The sequence below is a fragment of the Rouxiella aceris genome, from assembly GCF_012933545.1.
GTDB classification, from domain to species: Bacteria; Pseudomonadota; Gammaproteobacteria; order Enterobacterales; family Enterobacteriaceae; genus Rouxiella; species Rouxiella aceris.
Genome location: NZ_JAADJU010000013.1, coordinates 61,925 through 84,304, shown reverse-complemented (window position 1 = coordinate 84,304; position 22,380 = coordinate 61,925). Strand labels below are relative to the sequence as shown.

The following is a 22,380-nucleotide window of genomic DNA, read 5'->3' as shown; positions in this document are numbered from 1 at the left end:
AGGGGGTCACATAATTGGTTTTTTCTTGCGGGGAAAGGGGGTAATTAACCTCCTGCAGACTGCTGACAAAGTCCGTTATTAGGGAGAGTGCACCGTTGGGGTCGTAGCGGCTTGCCCGCCGGAGCGCCCCTGGGTGTGCTATGCCCGAGTATCTCGATCATCAAGACGACTTTGTCATCAAACTCAAGGAGGTAATTAACCTCCTGGTTTTAGTCAATACTTGCGGCGTTGTCGTTAACAATCACTTCGTGACCAATGGCATAGAAATGGCCACCCGCCACATAATGCAAACTGCGCAGTGCCGGGTCAGCCTGATCAAACTGCCAATGTCCCTGTTTAAATACTCGGCTATCGGCCCAGGCTGCGGTGACCTCGGCGATAAACAGATCGTGAGTTTGCTGGTTGTGCGGCTCAGGGATCAGTCGGCACGACAACCAGGCTGAGCAGCCGCTGACAAAAGGCAAATCCTCGCCTTCCATTGCCAATAACTCAACTCCTGCCCGCTGCAGCTTATCAGCATACTGATACAGACTTTCGCTGCCCAACTGATAGGTCATCTCAGCCAAGGCTACCGTCGGGATCTGAATCACAAACCGTTCACTTTTTTCAATCAATTCCCGGGTTTTGGCGATTTTATCCAGTACCAGGGTCAATTTGGGCGGTGAGAAATCCAGTGCACAGCACCATGCTGCCGCCATCACATTATCGACGCCGTTATAGCGGGCTGAAACCAACACCGTGGGTCCATGATTAAGCAAGCGGTAAGCCTTGTCTAACGGCACCGCAACAATAGAATCGCTCATAAGGTTCCTTGTGACTTACCGGGCAGTATTGGGTGGAACCATTAGTCCATGGTATAGCCGGGTTTTTTCACCAGACTATTCATATTGGCCTGGATAATTGGCTGATAAACTTCACTTTTCCAATCGTCGGCCGGAATTTCATGCATCATGATCGAGACCGAATCGTCGCTGCTATTAAAATGCTTTTTCAGCACCGCGATAAGATCATCTGAAATCGCCTGTTGCTGGTCGGCAGTCAAATTACGGGTTATAAATTTCAGATCAACGTGTGGCATACTCTACTCCGCTGTAGTCAAATGTTTTGCTGCCATCTAAGTGGCGATAGCAATAATTTGTACAGCATTTAAATGGGCAAAAAAAGCGTTAACTCTCGGATATCTGTTAGAAATTGTTAGCATAAACTGTCGACGGGCTTTTTCGATGAGCAGAGTGATTCGGGCGGATTTTGTGGCCATTTTTCAGCACAGCAAGTGAAAAAAACATTAATTGTCTGGCGTAGTCGGCTCTAAAATCAAAAGCCCCAGGACGGGGCTTGTATAACCTTCTGCTTAAAATTTTTTCACTGCAGTTACATTGCAGCCAAAAACACTTCCAGGCCTTTATCTTCAATTACATTGATGATACGCAGTGCAGCCTGATTAGGTTTACTTTCATCACGTTCCCATTTGGATACACTTTCCACTGACATACCGGTAGTAAGGGCAAGAGCCGACTGAGACATTTTATAACGCGCGCGCACTTCCCTGATTTGACTGCCGGTCATGGGACGAACTTTAGGGATACTGCGGGCATCAACCGCAGCGTCTATTGCAAAGACAGTTTCGTCATCAACTACGCCCAATTTGTTATAGCGTTGTGCCATACCTTGTATACGTTTCAGACGCTCACTCATCGCATGTTACCTCTATCAGTTCTTTCTTTTTCAACAAGTTTTGTTTCTTTTCTTTCGACATGTAAAGAAATTGGGGGGCTAGCAAGCAATATGCTTCGATTTCATCATCTTCAAGTTCTTTACCCTTCTTCTTTGATAGCTCACTTTTCAGGTACATATCAAAAAAGTAAACATCTGTTCCATTGTTGAAAAATATAATGGAACGAGCACCATCTCGCGGACTCATCGCAGGTAACGCCAGACGTTTTTTGAATGTAAACTTCCCTAATTGATCACCAGTAAGCCCAGACTGTATAGCCTTCGCCGCCTTGCACAAAATTTTATCACTTATGCGCGCCTTTTTACGCTCATCCTCAAATTCAGGCGTTAAATAAATATCCATTAATCCCTGCGCCTCGCACAAATCCGTAATCTTTACTATAGTCATGATTACGGATTTGTGCAATATTCACCCACTAGAAAAAGTGGCAATGACCGGGTTTATTGCACAGGCTCAGATAAAATAATAATCATATTTATAGCTTCAGGCGATCGGCGGTAAGCCGAGATTTTCACGTAACGTCGCATACTCATAGCGTTCGCGGAACAGGCCGCGCGTTCTGAGTTCCGGGATCACCAGCTCAATAAACAGCTCCAACTGCTCGGGAATAATCGCTGGCATAATATTGAAACCGTCGGCAGCGCCTTGCTCAAGCCACAGCTGAAAATCATCGGCAATATCCACCGCGTTACCCACCACCACACGGTGCCCACGGGAACCGGCAGCAATAGCCGCCAGTTCGCGCAGGCTGAGATTTTCCCGCTCGGCCAGATCGGTAAGCAACTTGACGCGGCTCTGCCCACCTTCACCTATCGGCGCGGAAGGCACTGGCCCATCCAGCGGATATTGGCTTAAATCCATACCAAAGCGCGCCGAAAGCTGCTTGATGCCGTTATCAATATCAACCAGCAGATTCAGTTGCTTCCAGGTTTCCTGCGCTTCTTCGCGGGTGCGGCCGACAATGGGCATCACGCCGGGTAAAATTAACAGGTGCTGCGGATTGCGTCCGGCATCTTTTACCTGCTGTTTCTGCCGCTGATAAAAGGTTTGCGCCTCTTCCAGGCTGGCGGCAGCAGTAAATACTACTTCGGCAGTCGCCGCCGCCAACTGCTGCCCATCTGATGACGATCCGGCTTCAATAATCACCGGTCTGCCCTGTGGCGAACGACTGATATTGAGCGGACCTTGCACCTGATAGTGTTCACCCTGATGATTAATGGCATTAATTTTTTCATCAATAAAATACTGGCCACTTTCGCGATTAGCGATCACCGCCCCTTGCTGCCACCCTTCCCACAGTTTAAATGCCACCTGCAAAAATTCATGCGCTTTGCCATAGCGCTCTGCATGATCGGGCATATCATCACGACTGAAATTGCGCGCTACATCGGTAGAAAATGAGGTCACAACATTCCATGCCGCGCGGCCACGGCTGATATGATCCAGGGAGGAAAAACTGCGCGCCAGGGTAAAGGGATCGCTAAAGGTGGTAGAGGCCGTCGCTGCCAGACCGATATGCCGGGTATTGACCGCCAGCGCCGCCAATAAGGTAAGCGGCTCCAGCCGCGCCATGGTCGAGGGTAGACGATGCACATTGGTGGCCAGCGCGTCGCCAACAAAGAACATATCAAACATGCCCTCTTCGGCCTTTTTGGCAATGGCAATCAACCAGTCAATATCCGTTGGCGAGCCAAGTCGCTGAGTTAATCGCCAGCCACTAATATGATGACCGAGGGGTTGTACAAAAAGTCCAAGGCGTAATTTCCGGCCGGTGTTTGCGGTGTTGGGCATGGTTTTCCTTATTTTTTATTGTAATGACGGGCAAGAGGAGGAATATATTTATTCACTAGCGCACACAGGATGAACAGAAAATGATGGTGTAGCGGCGAGTTGATAGTTGGCACTGTAGTAACCTGTCTACCTTATGCTAATAGCTATCTCAATTGATTAAACCCGGCATCTTGCTGATAAATATTACCCATTGATTTTTATTGTATAAATGGATCACTAACGATAATTAAATCCTGCCATTATGCTACGAGAATTAAATAAATAAGCAATAACTTACTGGCTAATTCCTTTTCTAAAATAATCATTAATATAGATAAAATTTAGCTATAGAAATGAAATGGCTTGCAAATTGTGCTGGATCAAAGAAATGATAGGGGCTGATGAGGCTTATTAAAAAAGCATCCGTAGCGGAATGATTTTAATAAATACTATCTCCGCCGACTTTTAATTTCCCCATCAGGTATTACTGAGGCCCTTATGCCATCCCATCCTATCGACTATCTTTTACTGGGTAATAATTTTGGCACAGCAGAAATGCGCGACATCTGGTCGGAAACAAAACGACTGGAAAAACAGATTGAGGTTGAAGTGGCATTAGCGGTAACCGAAGGCGAAATGCAGATTATTCCTGCCGCCGCCGCACATACCATTGCCGAATGCGCCGATGCCAGCAAGCTGGATCTCGCCGTACTGGCCCGTGATGGCCTGCGGCTGAAACACTCCCTGATGCCAACCCTTAACGCTTTGCAACAGCAATGCGGCGAAGCCGGGGAATATATTCACTATGGCGTCACTACCCAGGATATTGTCGATACCGGAACAGTGCTGCAGTTGAAGCAAGCGCTGGCGATTATTGATCGCGATTGCCGGGCGGTTGCTGCCGCGCTTAAGCAACTCGCCGAGAGCCATCAGTACACATTAATGGCCGGGCGCACCCATGGTATGCAGGCACAACCGACCACCTTCGGTTTTAAAGTAGCGGTGTGGCTTGATGAGTTTATTCGCCATCTCACCCGCATTGCGGAAATTCGCCCAAGGCTGTTGACCGGCAACCTGAGCGGCGCAATCTGTACCTATGCCGCGATGGGCCCCGAGGGACCAGAAGTTGAACGACGTACCCTGGAACGCCTTGGATTGCACTGCCCCAATATTGGCTGGCAGGCAGCACGTGACCGTTTCTCGGAATTCGCCTCGGTGGCAGTATTAATTAGCGGCACGCTGGGCAAAATCGGCAACGAGCTATACAACCTGATGCGCACCGAGATCAACGAGGTCGAAGAGCCTTTCTCGGCAGGCAAAGTAGGCTCTTCTACCATGCCGCACAAACGCAATCCGGCAGCGCTGGAAGGACTGGCCAGTCTGACCGCCCCGGTGCTGAAAAGCGCCTCGCTAATGTACGAATCTATGCACGTTGAACATGAACGTGATGCCATGAGCTGGCGTGCCGAATGGCTGGCTCTGCCAGAAATTTGCATCTATCTTTCGGCCCAGTTGCAGAATGCGCAGGGGATCCTTAGCGGACTGAAAGTGAATCAGGCACGTATGCTGGCCAATCTACAACTCCAGGATGGTTTGTTGATGTCGGAAAAGGTGATGTTTGAACTGGGCAAGAAACTCGGTAAGCAGAGTGCACATCACCGGGTCTATCAATGCGCCATGGAGGCTTTTGAATCGCAGCGCGCCTTTAAAAGCGTACTCCTTGAAGATAGCGTAATAAGTGACAGCGTCACGCCAGAACAACTCGATAGCTGGCTGGATCCGGCGCAATACATTGGCAGTGCGGCGCAAAAAGTGGCGCAAACACTGCGCTTTGCCGATGCGTCGGGCTTTCTTTCTCCCCTTTAGGTAACAGGATTAATGGATCTCGAATTTAGACAACTGACCCTTGAAGACAACCATGCCTATCTGACGCTGATGCTGGCCGCCTATGCGCCAATTCGCGAACTGGGGATCCATTTTGATGCCGCCACCGCCGATCTGGCCAGGGTTAACCGCCATCTGCACGATCACGGCGTCTACGCGCTGTCGGTTGATGGTCAAATGATGGCGTCCCTGACTCTGCGCTATCCCTGGGGGCCGTTGCCTGGTCCTTTTGGATTGCCGCATATTGGCTGGTTTGGCGTCCATCCCGCCTCTCAGGGCCAGGGGTGGGGCAAAAAACTGCTGGAGTGGATCGAAGAAGAGATATTACGCAAGCAGCTTAAAGCCCCTGCGGTCTCTCTCGGCACTGCCGTCAGTCATCCCTGGTTACAGGCCATGTATCAAAAACGCGGTTTTATCCCTATGCACCAGGTGGATCTCGGCAAGGGGCATATCACGCTGTATATGCAAAAGATCCTCGATCCTGCTGGCCATCAACACTGGCTATCTGCTCAAACTACCCGCTAACGGCGACCCGATCCGGTCTTGCCCTACAGGAAAACCATTATGAACATCCTTCCTGAACATCAGGACATCGCGCACTTTATTCAGGCCTTTCGCCTTGAAATGCACCGATTCCCTGAACTATCCAACCAGGAATTTGCCACTACGGCCCGCATCAAGGCAGCATTGGCTAAGCATCAGATCCGCATTCTCGACCTGCCGCTAAGTACCGGGCTGGTGGCCGAACTGGGTGATGCACAGTCACCACATTTGGTGGTATTGCGCGCTGATATCGATGCCCTGCCCATTGAAGAACAGTCTGGCGTCGAATATGCCTCGCAACATCCCGGAGTGATGCATGCCTGCGGTCATGATTTTCACGCCTCGGCGGCATTGGGGGCGGCTATTTTGCTTAAACAGATCGAGCATCGCCTGCCCGGTCGGGTGCGAGTGTTGTTTCAGGCGGCTGAGGAAACCGGTCAGGGAGCACCGGCACTGATCGCTACCGGCGCACTCGATCAGGCCAGGGTGATCTTTGGCCTGCATAACGATCCTTCGCTACCGGTAGGCGTGATTGGCAGTAAGGCCGGAGCCTTAACCGCCGGGGTCGATCGTTTTGATATTAAAATTGCGGCCACCGGCAGCCATGCGGCCCGCCCCCATGAAGGTAATGATCCTATTATTATTCTGGGTCAGGTGATAGGCGCGGTACAAACCCTGCTTAGCCGCAATGTACCTTCCGATCACAACGCCGTGGTGTCGATTACGCAAGTCCATAGCGGCACCACCTGGAATGTTATCCCCGATCAGGCCTGGCTTGAAGGTACGGTGCGCACCTTTAACCCGCAAACTCGTCAACTGATCGAACGTCGTTTACGTCAGTTGTTGCAGGGTATTGGCGAAGCTTTTGACGCAAAAATCACCCTTAACTGGCAGCCAGGACCGCCATCGGTGGTCAATGATGCGCAATGGGTTGAGTTTGCGCTGGCTCAGGGGCCGGCCGCCGGTTTTACCGCACGCATCCTGGAAGCCAGTCCGATAGGTGAAGATTTTGCGTTTTACCAGCAACAGATACCTGGCGCATTTATTATGGTTGGCTCCGGCGGGCCTTTTGCCCTGCACCATCCGGCCTTTCGCGTCGACGATCGGGCGCTGTTCCCTGCTGCTGATTATTTACATCTGCTGGCCGTTAATGCGCTGGAAAAGCTGCAATGAGCCAGCAATCTGAGAAGCAACGGCAGATAACCCGGGACCTGGCTGAATGCATAGTTCATTCCCAACCGGACGCAGAGGCGCGAAGCAAAGCCCGGGCCGGCATCCTCGACTTTACCGCCGTCGCCCTGCCGATTGTTGAGGGCGATATTAACGACAGCGGCTTAGCCGCTGTGCGTCAGGTGTTTTATGGCCAAGACGCACAAACCCGGGCGCTATTGCTGGGTTATGCCGGTCATGCATTGGATTTCGACGATTTTCATGCGGATTTTCGTGGCCATCCCAGTACGGTGATCCTGCCGGTGCTGTTTGCCCTGGCGCGCGAGATCCCCGACCTTGTTGGCGAGAAACTGCTTGATGCCTATATTATTGGCATCGAAACCGCAGGCAGACTGGGACTGGCCGCCGGACCTCGCCATTATCTGGCCGGATTTCATAATACTGCCACTCTAGGTACTCTTGCTGCGGCCGCCGCTGCCGCCAGACTGCTTAACGCCAGCGTTGCCGTTACCGCCAATCTGTTGGGGATTGCCGCCACCCGGGCCAGCGGCCTGCGTGCGCAGTTTGCGTCGGCGGTAAAACCGCTGCACGCCGGCTTTGCCGCCCAGTCGGCGGTGATCGCCTGTCAACTTAGCCTGGCCGGGCTGCAAGGACAACACAGCCAGGTACTGGAGGCTTTTCTTGCCAGCAGTGGCGGCGGACAACAGCGGCCAGATCTGCTGACAGCAAACTGGGCCGCCCCCTGGCGTATCGTTACGCCGGGGCTGGAGTTTAAGCCTTACCCCACCTGCGCGGGCACCCATAGCGCTGCGGATGCTGCCCGGCAACTGCGTACCCAGTGGTTACAGTGCAGCGGTAGACCGCTAGCCTCCCTGTACGACGATCTGAACAGCATAGTTGTCACCTTCCCTCCTGGTGGCGATATTGCCGCGTCAGTACGCCAGCCTGGCAGCGGCGTTGAAGCGCGCTTTAGTCTGGAATATGTGATAGCCGCCAGCTTGCTGAACGGGCAACTGAAGCTGCAGGATTTTGCGGAAGGCCCGGTGCAGGCCGATATCGCGGCATTGGCCACTAAAGTCCAACGCTGCGCGGATATCACTGCGCCGCCAGATGAGATAAACCCTGGCCTGCGTTTTCATCAGGTCACGCTTTATCGACAAAATGGCGAACAACTGCAATGCCGCATTAGCCGCCAGCAAAGCCTGGCGATGGGCATTGACCTGCAACAGAAACTGCATAGCTGCCTGCCAACGCGTAGTGATCAGCAAAGGGATGAGATCGCGCAACTGTGCCAACTGACAACGCCCGCTGCCGTACAACAGTTAGCCCAACGCCTCACCACCTTTGCGATTTCCGCCAACAACTAGCCGATCGCCAATGGTCGGAGGCTCAAACGCCCTGACCTGCGGCGGTGTTCCCTGATAACGGGCAATCTCTACCAGGGTGATCTGCCCGCAGCAGCCTTGCGCCAGCGAGGATGTGCCGATATCCAGGGTTAATACATTGGGATTGCCATGACGGCACAAGGGCTGCGCGGCCTGGGGATCTTGCGGGTCGTACCAGGCCCCGGTGGGTAACTGGATCACCCCGGCCATAATCTGCTCACTGATCTCGACGCTGGCCAACACCGCCCCCCGTGCATTACTGATTTTCACCGTATCGCCATCAACGATACCTCGCGGCGCGGCATCTTGCGGGTGCATCCGGCAAACCTCGCGACCATCCCGTTTCTGGTTGACGCTATGCTGGCCGTAGTCCAGTTGGCTATGCAGCCGTGAAGCCGGTTGATTGGCAATCAGATAGAGTGGATGCTTGGCATCAGGTTGCTGCTGTGGCGTCAGCCATACCGCATGACCCGGACAGTCGGCGTCATTAAAATCGGCGATGGTCTGTGAGAATATTTCAATTTTACCACTGGGCGTCGGCAACGGATAACGTTCGGGATCGCGCCGCAATTGACGCAATAGCCTGCCGCCATCTTTAAGCTGCGGCAGGGTTAGCTGCCCTTGTTGCCAGAAAGTGTCAAAGTCCGGTACCGGGATCTGCTGCTGCTGACATTTTTCCTGCATTTGCTGATAAAGATGTTCTAGCCATTGACGCGCAGTACGTCCTTCGGTAAACGCCTGTTCCCGGCCAAGTTTTTTTGCCAGTTCGCTAAAAATGGCATAGTCATCTCGCGCCTGGCCGTACGGTTCAGCCAGTTGTTGCATGGCAAAAAGATGGCGATCCGTTGGCGCGCCGCCGACATCTTCACGTTCGAGCGTCATGGTGGCAGGCAGGACAATATCCGCATGACGGGCAGTGGCGGTCCAGGCCACTTCATGGACAATCAGCGTATCCAGACGGTTAAATGCCTGCCGTAAGCGCGCCAGATGCTGATGATGGTGAAATGGATTGCCCCCTGCCCACCAGGCCAGCTTGACCGTGGGATAGTGCCGGGTTTGCCCGTTATAGCGAAAGGCTTCTCCTGGGTGCAAGAGCATATCGGCAATACGAGCTACCGGGATAAATGCTTCAACGCCGTTTTTCCCCTGCGGCAGTGCCGGGAAAGAGACCTGGTTATGATGTTTGCCATAATGCCCCAAGGCCCCCAGCGCATAACCATAGCCGCCACCAGGCAGTCCCGGTTGCCCCAGTGCCGCCGCCAACACCAATCCCAGCCATACCGGCTGTTCGCCGTGCTCGGCGCGCTGCAACGCGTGAGCTACCGTAATCATCACCCGCTTGCCATAGAGCTCGGTGGCCAGTGCGCTGATCCGTGCCGCGTCAATACCACAAATGTCGGCAGCCCAGGCGGCGTCGCGCACCAGACCGTCTTCTTTGCCCTGCAGATAAGCGACCATTTTGTCCCAACCAACGCAGTAGCGCGCCAGAAAAGCTTCGTCACTCCACTGCTTGCTAACCAGCACATGTAGCAAACCGAGGATCAGTGCGGCGTCGGTTCCCGGGCGAATGGCCAGCCACTCACCCTGTGCTTCTTGGGGTAAATCGGTTTGCAACGGGCTGACCGAGATAAATTGGGTACCACGCCGGGCTGCCTGCTGAATAAAGCCGCGTTCGGTGTGCTCACTTAACCCACCGCTGGCGACCTGCGAGTTTTTTAGCGCCAGACCGCCAAAAGACAACACCAGTTGGCTATGTTCGGCGATCTCCTCCCAGCTCACGCCACGGCGGGCAATTTCATTCATATCACCGACAATATGCGGCAAGATCACCGACGCCGCCCCGGAGCTGTAACTATTGACCGAGCGGACATAGCCACCAATAGTGGTATTAAGAAAACGGTGAACCTGGCTCTGGGCATGGTGAAAACGTCCGGCACTCGACCAACCATAGGAACCGCCAAACACCGCCTGCGGGCCAAACTCTGCCGCCACGCGCGATAGCTCCCCCGCCGCCAGCTCAATGGCCTGCGGCCAACTAATGGCGATATATTCATCCATTCCCCTTCGATCGTCGGGTCCGGGGCCATTTTCCAGCCAGCCGCGACGCACCATGGGTGTGGCGATGCGTACCGGGTGACGTAAGGCGTTAACGAAGTTGTTTAACAACGGGCTGGGATCGGGGTCGCCGGCAAAGGGGGTGATCAGCAGTTTGTCATCTTGCAGTTCAGCGCTAAAAGCGCCCCAGTGGGCGCTGTGAGTCCTGGGTTTTACCGTCATGGCAGAGGAGTGTCCTGGCAGAAAAAGGGCCAACAACGGACGGGGAACCTGAGGGTTCCCTGAGTTTGATGACAAAGTCGTCTTGATGATCGAGATACCCGGGCATAGCACACCTAGGGGCGCTCCGGCGGGCAAGCCCGCTACGACCCCAACGGTGTACTCTCCCTAATAACGGACTTTGTCAGCAGTCTGGGGGAACCTGAGGGTTCCCTTAGAGTACCGTTGCTAAGAAATTGCGCACGCGAAGGTTTTGGCGATCGTCGAGGATCTCCCGGGTAGGACCGGCGGCCACGATCTTTCCCTCTTCCATAAAGACTATATTGTCTGCCACTTCGCGGGCAAAGCCGACTTCATGGGTGACAATCACCATGGTGATACCGGAATGCGCCAGCTTTTTAATCACCTGCAACACTTCACCCACCAGCTCAGGGTCAAGGGCCGAGGTGGGTTCATCAAACAGCATCACCTCGGGATCCATCGCCAGAGCACGTGCAATGGCCACACGCTGCTGTTGCCCACCGGATAACTGTTGCGGCCAGTCATTTTCCCGCGCGGCCAGACCCACCTGCTGCAGTAGCGAGCGCGCTTTCAGTACTGCCTGCTGCCGCCGCTGGTTTTTGACCCGCATCGGAGCATCAATAATATTCTGTAATACCGTGCGATGCGGAAACAGGTTGAACTGCTGAAAGACCATGCCAATCTGCGCACGCTGGGCGGCGATCTGCCGGCTGTTTAATTCATATAGCGCCTGGCCTTTTTGCTGATAACCCACCAGATTGCCGCCAATGCGGATGGTACCGCCGTCGAGCTTTTCCAGATGATTAATACAGCGCAGCAGTGTCGATTTTCCTGAACCGGAAGGGCCTAAAATCACCGTCACCGAGCCTGCTGCAATATCCAGATTAATACCGTCGAGAATCGTATTGCCGGAAAAGCGTTTGGTAATATTGCGTAACTCAATCGTCTCAGCCATTGCTTACCCTCTGGTGGTTGACTGCCAGCGCCAGCGCTTTGCGTTTGATCCATTCGCGCTTTTCCTGGCGCACGGTGCCGCGGCCAAAATAGCGTTCCACATAGTATTGGCCAATCGACAGTACCGAGGTCATCAGCAGATACCACAGGGTGGCCACCAGTAACAGCGGGATCACCTCGTAAGTCCGCTGATAGATAATTTGCGCCGAGTAGAGCACATCCTGCAGCGAAATCACCGAGACCACGGCGGTCGTTTTTAGCTGACCGATCACTTCATTCCCCGCTGGCGGCAAAATAGCGCGCATCGCCTGCGGCAAGACGGTATAGCGAAAGATCTGTCCGCGGCGATAACCAAGAGCACGGGCGGCTTCAAGCTGGCCCTGGCTGACACTCTGGATCCCGGCACGTACAATCTCGGCGGCATAGGCCGACTGGTGCATCACCAGCGCAATCACCGCCGCGCTAAAAGGACTGATCAGCGAATTGGCAGAAGCACTCCATAAATCGCCAATCCAGGGTAAGGACAGCGAAATTTTCGGATAGAGTGCTGCAATGTTGTACCAGAGAAACAGTTGTACCAGCATCGGCACACCGCGAAAAAACCAGGTATACCCCCAGCTGACCGCCACCAGAACCGGATTGGAAGAGAGCCGCATCAAGGCCAGCAGTGTGCCACCGGCAAAGCCGAGCACCACCGAGATAGCCGTCAGTTGCAGCGTCATCCACACCCCTTGCAGAATGGAAGTTTCGGTAAAGCTATGCGCGATTACCGACCATTCAAAGCGTGGGTTATTGATCACCGAATGGCCTACGGCCAGCAAAACAAGCCCAACCAGCAGCGCACTTAGCCAGCGGCCATAGTATTTTTTACTGATAATACGCAGCTCACCCGGCTGCTCGGCTGTAAGCTTGTGCATTAGAAGATCTCTTGGTTGCGTTTGGCTTCTTTGACCGCGCCGTAGCCAATATTCCACTTATCAAGGATCTGTTGATAGGTACCGTCCTTAATCAGCGAGTTAAGCGCTGCCTGAACCGCATCCTCCAGCGGGGACTGTTTGGCAAAGGCAATAGAGACAGGGGCATCGTTAACGGTGATTTGACCGCTCATGGTCAGAGCATCGACTTTGCTTACCTGATAGGTAAGACCTTCATAAGGTCCAAAGAACATGGCGACGCGGCCACTGACCACGGCCTGGACACCCGCAGGTCGATCGGGGAAAACCGCCACGTCGATAGCTGCTTTACCGGCGGCAACGCACTCTTTACTGGCGGTATCCAGACGCAGCAATTGGGTAGTGCCCGCCCCGGCGCCGACCTGCTTGCCGCAGACATCGGCCAACTGGGTAAAGGGGGCAATGTTTTCATCTTTGCGAGAAATAATACCCAGGCGCGATGCATCGAAGTAGCCAATAAAATCCACCTGATCGAGGCGTTTTTGCGTGGCATTGATATTGGAGAGCGCAACGTCATAACGGCCAGATTTCAGACCAGGAATAATATTGTCAAAACCGCCGGTGTCACGCCACTGTACGCTAACACCCAGCCGCTCGGCGACGGCGGTCATAATATCAATCTCCCGTCCGGCCAGGGTTTTGTTATCTTCCTGATAAAACGTGGTCGGTGGCGTATTGGGATTGGTCCCTGCCACGATATAACCACGCTGGGCAATATCAGCAGGCAGTTTACTTTTTAAGGCATTATCGGCCGCAATATGAAAGGTCGTCGATGCCGGGACATTCTGATCGGCTGCCCAAAGTGTCTGTATATTTCCGGCAATAACCAGCGGGAGCAGCAAGTTTAATAACTTCATTTTAATTAAAACCTTTTTCCTGATGAAAATCCGACAAACGGCAGGAATTTATTTTCAGTGCAGGGCTGTCTGCTTACAACTGCTTAAAAAAGCTAAGTAATGCCAGTTTTTCGATAAGGTGAGGGATGTAAAGAAGGGGACCACGGATAGAGATTCTATGTCGAAAGGGATAGCACATCCTCCACAAGCCAGTCATGGAACATTTTAACCTCATTGCGCATGGCTGATTGCTGCGGAGTGACGATGTAATACGACCATTTCAGTGGCCAGCAATGATCGGGATGAAGTTGGATCAACTGCCCTGTCGCTATAAGTTGCTTAACCAGAGTATGTCGTACAATAGCCACCCCCCTTCCGCTCAGGGCTGAAAGAATCACCGCTGAGGTGGAGTTGATATGCAGGCCATTCTCTCTGGCTTCTGGGGCATTCACGGTAACAAACACATCCTTCCATGATGGAAAATCTGCACCGGGATGGGGTGTGTCATCGTGGATCAGTTTCTGCGTGGCAAGCCATTCACTGCAGGCTATTTTTTCTGGTGGCACAAGACGTGGACTGCACACCAATACAGCTTCTTCATCCATCAGCCAGGTTTTATTTATGCCCTGCCAGGTGCCTTGGCCACAGCGGATGCCAATGTCTGCCTCGCCATGTAAAACATCCATCAACTTTTCGGTGACGTTCAGACGCAGGTCAATACCTTCGTGTGTTTCTGAAAACCGGTTTAGCCGCTCCATCAGCCAATTCATCACCAGAACCTGGGATGCGGTGATCACAATAATTGAACGGGAACGGCGACCGCGGAGTTTATTCAAACCGGTTTCCAATTTATCCAGGCCCTGCGTGATGTCCTGAAGGGCATCCTGCGCTTCACTAACCAGGGTGAGACGTTCTTTCCCTGAGCGGGTGCGATGAAGCAGAGGATGACCAACCCAGTCTTCCAGCGCCCGAACAAGCTGACCCACGGCGGCAGGCGTTACGCCCAACTCCCCCGCAGCACCGGTAAAACTGCCATGGCGAGCAGTAGCTTCAAATGCATGTAACCATTTCAGCCGGTTAAGCGTTCGCATTCCAACTCCTAAATTTTGGTTATGCCAGACAGTATATCTCACCAAGATAGATTTTCTTTCCTGCATCGCAATTTCTTCTTATTCGCCGACTAAATTTAACAGTGGCATTCTGGCTTCACACGATGAGGAGCAGGACTTCTCTGCAATGACAATCACCTGTTGTAAAAGAGGCTAACGATGAATGCATTATTTTCCGGTAAAAAACTATTAGTGGTTGGTGGTACCAGCGGTATCGGTTATGAAACTGCAAAACATGTGCTTAAAAATGGAGGCAGCGTCGTGTTGGTCGGTAACCGTCAGGATAAAGCAGAGCAGGCACGTCAGAGGCTGGCTGCTAATGGACAGATTTCCATCATCGTTGCTGATTTGATGACTGAAGCAGGTATGAAGCACGTTGTTGACACCATCAACGCTGAACACAAAGAGATCAGTCTGCTGGTTAACGCAGCCGGTGTCTTCTTTCCGAAACTGTTCATCGAACATGAAGCCGCTGATTACGATATGTATATGAGCCTTAACCGTTCCACTTTCTTTATCACCCGCGATGTCGTACGTAATATGGTTGAAGCTGGGATTAAAGGCTCAATCGTGAATATCGGCTCCATGTGGGCACAGCAGGCTGTCGGTACCACCCCGTCGTCTGCCTACTCGATGGCAAAAGCCGGTCTGCACGCGCTCACCAGAAACCTGGCGATTGAATTGGGAAGTCAGGGGATTCGTGTGAACGCTGTTTCGCCAGCGGTAGTGCATACCCCAATTTACGAAGGGTTTATTGCTAAAGACGACGTAAAAGACGTGATGACCAGTTTTGACAGCTTCCACCCGATCGGTCGTGTGGGTACTGTCGTGGATATCGCTGAAACCGTGGCATTTCTGCTGTCTGACAAGGCAGGCTGGGTCACTGGTGCCATATGGGATGTCGATGGCGGAGTGATGGCTGGCCGTAACAGTCCGCAAGCAGAATAAGTTCAGGGCTTGCTGGCGCTTATCTTGGGTACACTCCCAGGAACAAAAAAATAAGCGACCCGTCGGCTGACGCGATCGCTTATTAAACGCTATCAGATTTACCCATTAACGGAACGGCGGTTCTTCAAAGGTACGCAGTTTGCGCGAGTGCAGCTTATCGCCTTCGGCGCGTAGCAAATCGATGGCTTGAATGCCGATTTGCAAATGTTCCGAGATGGCACCGTCATAGAAATGATTGGCCTGCCCCGGCAATTTGATCTCACCGTGCAACGGCTTGTCAGATACGCAGAGCAAAGTGCCGTAAGGCACGCGGAAACGATAGCCCTGGGCGGCGATGGTGGCACTTTCCATATCTACCGCCACAGCACGACTAAGGCTAAAACGGCGAGCGGAAGCCGAAAAACGCAGTTCCCAGTTTCGGTCGTCGGTGGTCACCACAGTACCGGTACGTAAACGCTGTTTAACTTCTTCGCCGGGCATGCCGCTGACCAGTTTGGTAGCGTCATAGAGCGCCCGTTGCACTTCGGCAATGCTGGGAATAGGAATATCCGGCGGCAATACCGCATCCAGTACATGGTCATCACGCAAATAGGCATGGGCCAGCACATAGTCACCAATCGACTGGCTTTCACGTAACCCGCCGCAATGGCCAATCATCAACCAGGCATGAGGTCGCAGCACGGCCAGATGATCGCAAATGGTTTTGGCATTGGAAGGCCCGACGCCAATATTGACCAGGGTAATGCCCTCCCCATGTTCAGCAATCAGGTGATAGGCTGGCATCTGGTGTTTCTTCCACGCCAGATCGGAGGCGGTAACCGAAGGATCATTGTCCTCAGCGGTAATATAACTTCCCCCGGCGCAGGAAAGCGCCTGGTAAGGTGTGTTCGGATCGGCAATTTGTGCGCAGGCCCAACTGATAAACTCATCTACATAGCGGCTGTAGTTGGTAAATAATATAAACGGCTGCATATGCTCCACCGGCGTACCGGTGTAATGCTTAAGTCGCGCCAACGAAAAATCGGTGCGTAAGGCATCAAAGTGCGAAAGCGGAAAACTATCGGCGGTGGTTGATACGCCGTCAGTAATATCATCACCGATTTTGGCCAAATCGGTGGTGGGAAAATGTAAAGCCAGGCCGGCAGTCATCGAGCGGTCGAGCTGTAGATCCGAACCGTCAATCACAAAGGGATAAGGCATTTCCAGTTGTGACGGCGTCACAATAAAGCTGGCACCGTAATCGTTTTCCAGAATAGTCAGTTGGCTGGCGAGATAGCTGCGAAACAGCTCGGGGCGGGTAATAGTGGTGCTGTATTTGCCTGGACGAACAAATCGCCCATAGGCTCGGGTGCGATATTGCGTTTGCGAGCTACCGTCCCAACTGACTTCCAACTGCGGATAACAGAACAATCCGCTGGCTCGCGCCTGGAGATCGGGCACCGTCCCCTCTTTGATATACAGACTGATGGCATCACGTAATGCTGCCAGTGACGCCTGATATAAGGCTTCAAGGCGGTCGATGGCCTGACTGGCATTTAAATATTGACTCGATCCTGGTGTACTCAAAATAGCTCCTCAACGCAGTTAACGGCTGTCGCGCGTATAACGGCAATCATAGCCTATCGCCGAATGCGCGGCTGCGGATAAGAGGTAAAAAATTTTTGCGATAACGCCAGGTCAACAAACTGCCGCCCTCACCAACAAAACTAAATCAGCAAAGGGCGGACTGGCATCAACAATAGACAGGGAACGGCAACATTAGGCGTCGACAGTGGTTGCTGGCGAAGGCGCAGGTGGGGAAAAGTAAGTCATCACATAAATAGCGTCGGCTTCATTTTCTTCACCCAGTTCGACTTCCTCCTTTGTCTGGGTATCCACAACGGGTGGATTGAGACTTTGTTGCACAACCTCAGCTAACAGCTGCGGCGTGAGGACTGTCTCAGCCGCTAGCGGAGTGCGCTTATCGCGTGCTGGTGATAACACTGATAATTTTTGCTCCAAATGGTAGATAAAACCAACCATCGCATCGGGATGCGGACCCACCAACAGCTGCCAGCGCTCATTTTCATTTCCTGGCTTATAAAGTTCCTTAAAGAACTTCAAAATTGTCAAATTACGCAGCGGCAGATCGGCATGGGAGGTGAAGTCGATATTTTGGTAAGCCATGGCTTCGTTGCTATGCCAAAAGGATCTGAGGTTATTACTCTGTTTGCTTTTTATAAAGGTGATCCTCTTCTGCAGATTTATCGCAAACGCACTGTCATGACTGGCCATACCATAAGCCACATAAGGTGATTTTTGAATATCTTTGAAATTTGTGGCAATTTTACCTGGATCATCAGAGCGCATCCCGCCACCAAAAAAACCGTAATACACTTCTGAGGCCCCACTCGCCCCCGCCTGATGGGAAAGCTCATGCATCAGCAGGCCACGTTTATGGGCAATGCTGCTCAGGGGATCAATCGCCAAATTATAATATACTTCACCGGCCTTGCTGCCTTTTACATAAGTAAATGCCTCGGCATCCATAACTACCCCCAATTTGGCAAGTGGGTTATCAGGCTCAATAAAGAACCGCCCTTGCCGGTCATGCCAGGGTTTAATCAGCGTAATATTCTTATATACTGAGCCGGAATCGAACTTATTGTATACCGTGGCTATTATCTTGCTAAATTTAGACTTTTCCTCCGGGGCGAGCAGGTTGGGATCAAGGTTAAAATAGTCTTTAAAATGCTGCCATCGCGGATCATCCTCTGGCCACACCTTACCGATTTTTCTAAGTATATTTGTAATGCTAATCTCAGCCGACTTAAATTCACTCAATAACCCAGCATAACGAAGTGCTGCCTGCTTATTATTGCGGTCAACCTTTTTATATGTCCACTCATCAGTTTTTTCAATCGAAGGATCAAAAAGCTCAGTGAGTTTTAATACCCGACGATAAAAAGCCCGACTGGATTCTAACTCGGTAAGTTTTTTATTTTCCATCATCTCCTCTCTTTTGAGTTCAAGGAGGGTGAATACTTGCCGTTTTATAACCAGCTGATGTGCGCTTTCAGCGAGGCTGCCGAGCCAGTCAAGTTCGGCGATATACTGGGGGATTTTCGTTGATTCGAGGTGACTCCCCGGCTGATGAAATTTACGATATATTTCAGAATTTTCAGTGGATTGTGACAGTTTCCTGGCAATACTGCGGAAAAAATTACCTGCCAACAGCAGTGAAGACTCATCAAGATTGAATATTCTGCCATTAATAATATTGCCAGCCATTCGTCTTATTAGTGATATCTGCCCATGGGACATCGGAACGCCGCTGAGTACAGAGAAATCGCGGTCACTCCATCCGCCTTTTTCTAACTGGCTTTCGGCAAAATATGACAAAATCTCGGGCTCGCCCTTACCTTCAAGCTGTAAATAAGCGTTAATGATTTCACGTGAAAAGTTTTCGGTGACCAGTTTACGGTCCAGTCTGAATAGCTCCTGATTTATCGCATTGACTTGTATATCACGCTTATCTACCTGTGACAAAGGTATGCCATCATAGTGACCATTGCGCTTACTCTGCTGCATAAAGACTTTACTGCCGTTATCGGCTAATGGCCAAAATTTTCTGTCACTACCGAGTTTGCGATAATGGATTTTTTCATCTTTAGGGTTTTTCATCGCCAAAATATAGTCGTTATTGCTATTGCCGATAGCATATAGCCCCTGGTAAATCATGCCGCCTATATTTTTAACGAATTTTTCCGGACCTTGGCTATGTTGCACCAATATTTGTGATGCTTCTGCGGACACCAACTCAGAAACATTGTCAATCACGACAAAATAGTCACCCGACTTACTTTCATTAATGACAAAGCGTAGATCGCTGGGCATATCATCTTTGCCCAAAACACGATAGTAGCGGCTATTGAGCTCACTGATAATGTCACAACGGAAGTAACTGTCACCTACGGGCAGATAGGCATAACCTCCGCTATAGACAATGCGGCGCGGCGGGGAAAAAAAAGCATGATCCGGCAGTTCGGCATTTGGTTTAACTCGACTGGGAAAACCGGTCGGGGTGATTTCCGGCAGAGGTTCAGCATAATCCTTGATAAAATTAAATTGTTTTTGCAGCGCGACGGCATTTGCCAGTTGATTATAAGACATTTCATTGTTGATATATTTACTGATAGCATTAACAACAATATTGCCATAGACCATATCCTGATGATAAATGCCATCGGCATCGGTGATCCGGGTAAATTTGTTCTCTTCTACTCTGCTGGCATATTTAGCCTGCTGCCCGTGCTCAAGGCTGGGTTCAAACTCCAGCACCAATTGCCCTGGCAAAGCCAGCGAAATGCCGAGCGGATTTTTCCCCTGGAATTCCGTACGCTGCAATACCTTTTTATTTGACTTGATAAAGTCAAGGCGGGGTTTAGGCTGAATTTCACGAGCATTATGGTACAAATTATCAATTTCCAGCTTAATTTGGGCCCCTGAGCCAATATGAGTTGCCGACTGTGAATCACCCTCCTCGTCTGTTCCGGACAGCCACTTTTTCAACCGGTTATAGACCAGTGACTTCACCCCTCCAGTAACGATTTTTCCTGCGGTCACTTCCTCTTTAATGGCCGCCAGCAGAGAAAGGAAACAGGCAGTGGAGTCTGAACCCAAGGCCTCAATTTCACTCTGTTGCTGTAGCGTACCTGACGTGCTGCCTACTTTGATGATATCCCAGGCAGCACTCAGGCAGACCAACGGAGTCATGGCAACCAATTGATTGCCAAGCTCTTTTAAAAAATCCGCCAGGGTAACGCGATCTGGTGCAACTTCAGCCGCTTCCTCGCCACGTTGCCGCGAAGAGAGCCGGAAATTGATCGCATCTTCCGCGACCAATATTTTGATAAAATCACGTTCATTCTCAATCTGTTGAAATGAAGCCAACTCTGCGCTTTCTTGTAAGCGGTAAGAGTTCGGCACATCCGCTGCCATCACAGCTTTTTCTGTCTCGCGTTGTTTTTGTGCCTGATCGGCGGGCGGTATACGCAGCAGTTGAACCGGAGGAAAAGTCGAGGCTGCATTGGCGATAGAAATCACATATTCCCGCGCTATAGCATGGGTACTTTCGGCCGCAGGCGGTACTTTGATGTGATAAGCCAACGAGGTCATGGTCAACTTTTCATTGCCCGTATCTTTTGACGTTAGATAGTAACGGCTTACTGTTACCCGATGTTGTTTGATCGCCTGTACCAGTTGCGTACGTTCAGCGGGTAATAAGCTATCCAGCGCCATACGGTATAAGTTTTTTTCAACGCTCCTCTTTTTACTTAACAGTTCGGCTAGCCGGTGCTCATTTTCTGAGGCCAGCAAGGGTTGTTTTTTATTGTGCTCTATAACCTGGCTGATACTGGCGATGGTCTGAGCATATTCCAGCGCTACCTGTATTTGCGGGTCAACATAGCGATGCAAGCGGGCATAGGCATATTTTAAACGCGCGAGTTGACTGAGCTGACTGCCATGTTCGATATTCCAATGTCCAGCCTGTTGCACCAGCATCTGATCGGCAATCAGACTATTGGCATCCGGGTAGTAGCGAATATTATCAGCGCCGGCCAACGCCAAAGCGCTCGGCCAGTACTTTTCATGACTATCGGCAGGTAAACGCGCGGCACCCATATTATATAAGGTCGCCAACTCACTGGCCAATGGCAGTGCTAGTACTGGCGGTGCAAGCCGTTCAAGCTGTCGAGCCACAGGGAAGAGCTGCTGTAATTTGCTGTTGACCAGTTTACTCACGGCGGGTGCCAGAGTATCAGGGACATCAGCATAGTTTGCTAATACGCTGTTGCCAATCGCCTTTGTCCAGGTGATCTGCCCAAGTGTGGCAAGGGTGGGCTGTTGCAGACGTACCCATTCTGCGGTCTGGTCCAGGATCAGTGGTTCAAGGGGGATCGCGGTGTGCAAAGTTTGATCAACAAGACCAGAGAGAAGATTGAGCAGGATGTTTGCGCGATCGCTACGCGCCATCAATTTGTCAATCAAGGGGCCAGCGCTCTCGTTCAGGCTTAGAGTCCGTTTGACGGCTCCTGCTATTGGGCCGGTCAATAACTGTTTAAAAAAAAAGCGCATCTCTTTAATATTGATATCAATACCGCCGCTATTATTGCTATTTAGCAGACGGTGTATACAGCAAGCGATATCGGCATTGTTAAGCGCCGTTGGCGGCGGCTTGAGCTTTTGTAAGTCGATACCTTCCTCACGAGTACTATCGGCACTTTTCGCCAGCCGAAGATAGGCGCTGATCCCCGATGCCAGAGTGCTGCTGTGGTTGGCAAACAGTTTACCCAGACTGCTGATATAGGTTGCTAACCGCAAGGCATTGGCGGAAGAAACCGTGATGGCAGCATCCTCTTGTGCTAACCATGCCCCACCTACGCCAACGATGTCCATTTGTTGTTTATGGCTTATCTCACGACGTTGCCGGCTTAAATAGTTGCGGATGTGTAGCGAAGTCTTTGGCGAGGGAGCATTACCCGGGATAGGGGATCGGAAAATCCTTTTCGCCGGCGTTACCTGCGGTGACGGCAGGACTGATATATCAGGTCTTTTAATATGTATATCAGACTGATGTTGGTAAATAATATTCATGATATTCTCCTTGGTGATTTAAATTCTATCAAGCCAGCGCCTGCAACAAAAATTGGCGCTTTAAATAAGGGTAAAACCAAATAAGAAATAAAGGAACGCAACAATAGTGCTTTATCACAAGAGTGTATTATTGCTGCCATAGGATCTTATTTACTGGGCTAA

The 22,380-nt window shown here is 51.4% G+C and carries 17 protein-coding genes; 5 read left to right on the top strand and 12 right to left on the bottom strand.

Going from position 1 to position 22,380, the window contains the following annotated elements:
• Positions 1-209: 209 nt before the first annotated feature.
• The 5 genes from GW590_RS20970 to GW590_RS20950 all read right to left on the bottom strand — a co-directional run bounded on the left by GW590_RS20970 (position 210) and on the right by GW590_RS20950 (position 3,526).
• A complete protein-coding gene (locus tag GW590_RS20970; RefSeq protein WP_169405029.1) occupies positions 210-803 on the bottom strand; it encodes a flavin reductase family protein in 594 nt (197 codons plus the stop codon).
• A gap of 41 nt (positions 804-844) precedes the next feature.
• Positions 845-1,078, bottom strand: coding sequence for a tautomerase PptA (pptA, locus tag GW590_RS20965; RefSeq protein WP_169405028.1), 234 nt, complete (start codon positions 1,076-1,078; stop codon positions 845-847).
• Between the two features lie 293 nt (positions 1,079-1,371).
• Positions 1,372-1,695 (bottom strand): helix-turn-helix domain-containing protein, encoded by a 324-nt coding sequence (locus tag GW590_RS20960; RefSeq protein WP_169405027.1) that lies wholly within the window; start codon positions 1,693-1,695, stop codon positions 1,372-1,374.
• Positions 1,688-2,077, bottom strand: coding sequence for a type II toxin-antitoxin system RelE/ParE family toxin (locus tag GW590_RS20955; RefSeq protein WP_169405026.1), 390 nt, complete (start codon positions 2,075-2,077; stop codon positions 1,688-1,690). Before GW590_RS20955 ends, GW590_RS20960 begins: the two co-directional genes overlap by 8 nt.
• A gap of 141 nt (positions 2,078-2,218) precedes the next feature.
• Positions 2,219-3,526 carry an LLM class flavin-dependent oxidoreductase gene (locus tag GW590_RS20950; RefSeq protein WP_169405025.1) on the bottom strand — a complete coding sequence of 436 codons (1,308 nt, stop codon included), beginning with the start codon at positions 3,524-3,526 and terminating at the stop codon, positions 2,219-2,221.
• A 477-nt stretch (positions 3,527-4,003) separates the two neighbouring features.
• Between GW590_RS20950 and purB the strand changes: the two genes are divergently transcribed.
• From purB to GW590_RS20930, 4 genes are read left to right on the top strand one after another with little or no spacing between them, the layout of a single operon-like run.
• Positions 4,004-5,371 carry an adenylosuccinate lyase gene (purB, locus tag GW590_RS20945; protein WP_169405024.1) on the top strand — a complete coding sequence of 456 codons (1,368 nt, stop codon included), beginning with the start codon at positions 4,004-4,006 and terminating at the stop codon, positions 5,369-5,371.
• Between the two features lie 12 nt (positions 5,372-5,383).
• Positions 5,384-5,914 carry a GNAT family N-acetyltransferase gene (locus GW590_RS20940; RefSeq protein ID WP_169405023.1) on the top strand — a complete coding sequence of 177 codons (531 nt, stop codon included), beginning with the start codon at positions 5,384-5,386 and terminating at the stop codon, positions 5,912-5,914.
• A gap of 39 nt (positions 5,915-5,953) precedes the next feature.
• Positions 5,954-7,105, top strand: coding sequence for an amidohydrolase (locus GW590_RS20935; protein WP_169405022.1), 1,152 nt, complete (start codon positions 5,954-5,956; stop codon positions 7,103-7,105).
• Positions 7,102-8,469 carry an MmgE/PrpD family protein gene (locus tag GW590_RS20930; RefSeq protein ID WP_169405021.1) on the top strand — a complete coding sequence of 456 codons (1,368 nt, stop codon included), beginning with the start codon at positions 7,102-7,104 and terminating at the stop codon, positions 8,467-8,469. Before GW590_RS20935 ends, GW590_RS20930 begins: the two co-directional genes overlap by 4 nt.
• On the opposite strand, the gene GW590_RS20925 is transcribed toward GW590_RS20930, so the two are convergent.
• From GW590_RS20925 to GW590_RS20905, 5 genes are all read right to left on the bottom strand, one after another.
• Positions 8,425-10,764, bottom strand: coding sequence for a molybdopterin-dependent oxidoreductase (locus GW590_RS20925; protein ID WP_169405020.1), 2,340 nt, complete (start codon positions 10,762-10,764; stop codon positions 8,425-8,427). The genes GW590_RS20930 and GW590_RS20925 overlap by 45 nt on opposite strands.
• A 211-nt stretch (positions 10,765-10,975) precedes the next feature.
• Positions 10,976-11,737 carry an amino acid ABC transporter ATP-binding protein gene (locus tag GW590_RS20920; RefSeq protein WP_169405019.1) on the bottom strand — a complete coding sequence of 254 codons (762 nt, stop codon included), beginning with the start codon at positions 11,735-11,737 and terminating at the stop codon, positions 10,976-10,978.
• Entirely contained in the window at positions 11,730-12,653 is a 924-nt protein-coding gene (locus tag GW590_RS20915; RefSeq protein WP_169405018.1) for an amino acid ABC transporter permease, read from the bottom strand. The genes GW590_RS20920 and GW590_RS20915 overlap by 8 nt, the downstream gene beginning before the upstream one ends.
• Positions 12,653-13,546, bottom strand: a complete 894-nt coding sequence (locus GW590_RS20910; protein ID WP_169405017.1) for an ABC transporter substrate-binding protein — start codon at positions 13,544-13,546, stop codon at positions 12,653-12,655. Before GW590_RS20910 ends, GW590_RS20915 begins: the two co-directional genes overlap by 1 nt.
• A gap of 155 nt (positions 13,547-13,701) precedes the next feature.
• Positions 13,702-14,616: a LysR substrate-binding domain-containing protein gene (locus tag GW590_RS20905; protein ID WP_169405016.1), complete on the bottom strand. Its 915-nt coding sequence runs from the start codon at positions 14,614-14,616 to the stop codon at positions 13,702-13,704.
• Positions 14,617-14,793: 177 nt separating this feature from the next.
• Between GW590_RS20905 and GW590_RS20900 the strand changes: the two genes are divergently transcribed.
• Entirely contained in the window at positions 14,794-15,582 is a 789-nt protein-coding gene (locus GW590_RS20900; protein WP_169405015.1) for an SDR family NAD(P)-dependent oxidoreductase, read from the top strand.
• A gap of 105 nt (positions 15,583-15,687) precedes the next feature.
• Here the strand turns inward: GW590_RS20900 and GW590_RS20895 are convergent, their stop codons facing one another.
• Complete coding sequence (locus GW590_RS20895) at positions 15,688-17,148, bottom strand: AMP nucleosidase (protein ID WP_169405014.1); 1,461 nt, start codon at positions 17,146-17,148, stop codon at positions 15,688-15,690.
• A 192-nt stretch (positions 17,149-17,340) separates the two neighbouring features.
• A complete protein-coding gene (locus tag GW590_RS20890) occupies positions 17,341-22,218 on the bottom strand; it encodes a hypothetical protein (RefSeq protein ID WP_169405013.1) in 4,878 nt (1,625 codons plus the stop codon).
• Positions 22,219-22,380: the final 162 nt, after the last annotated feature.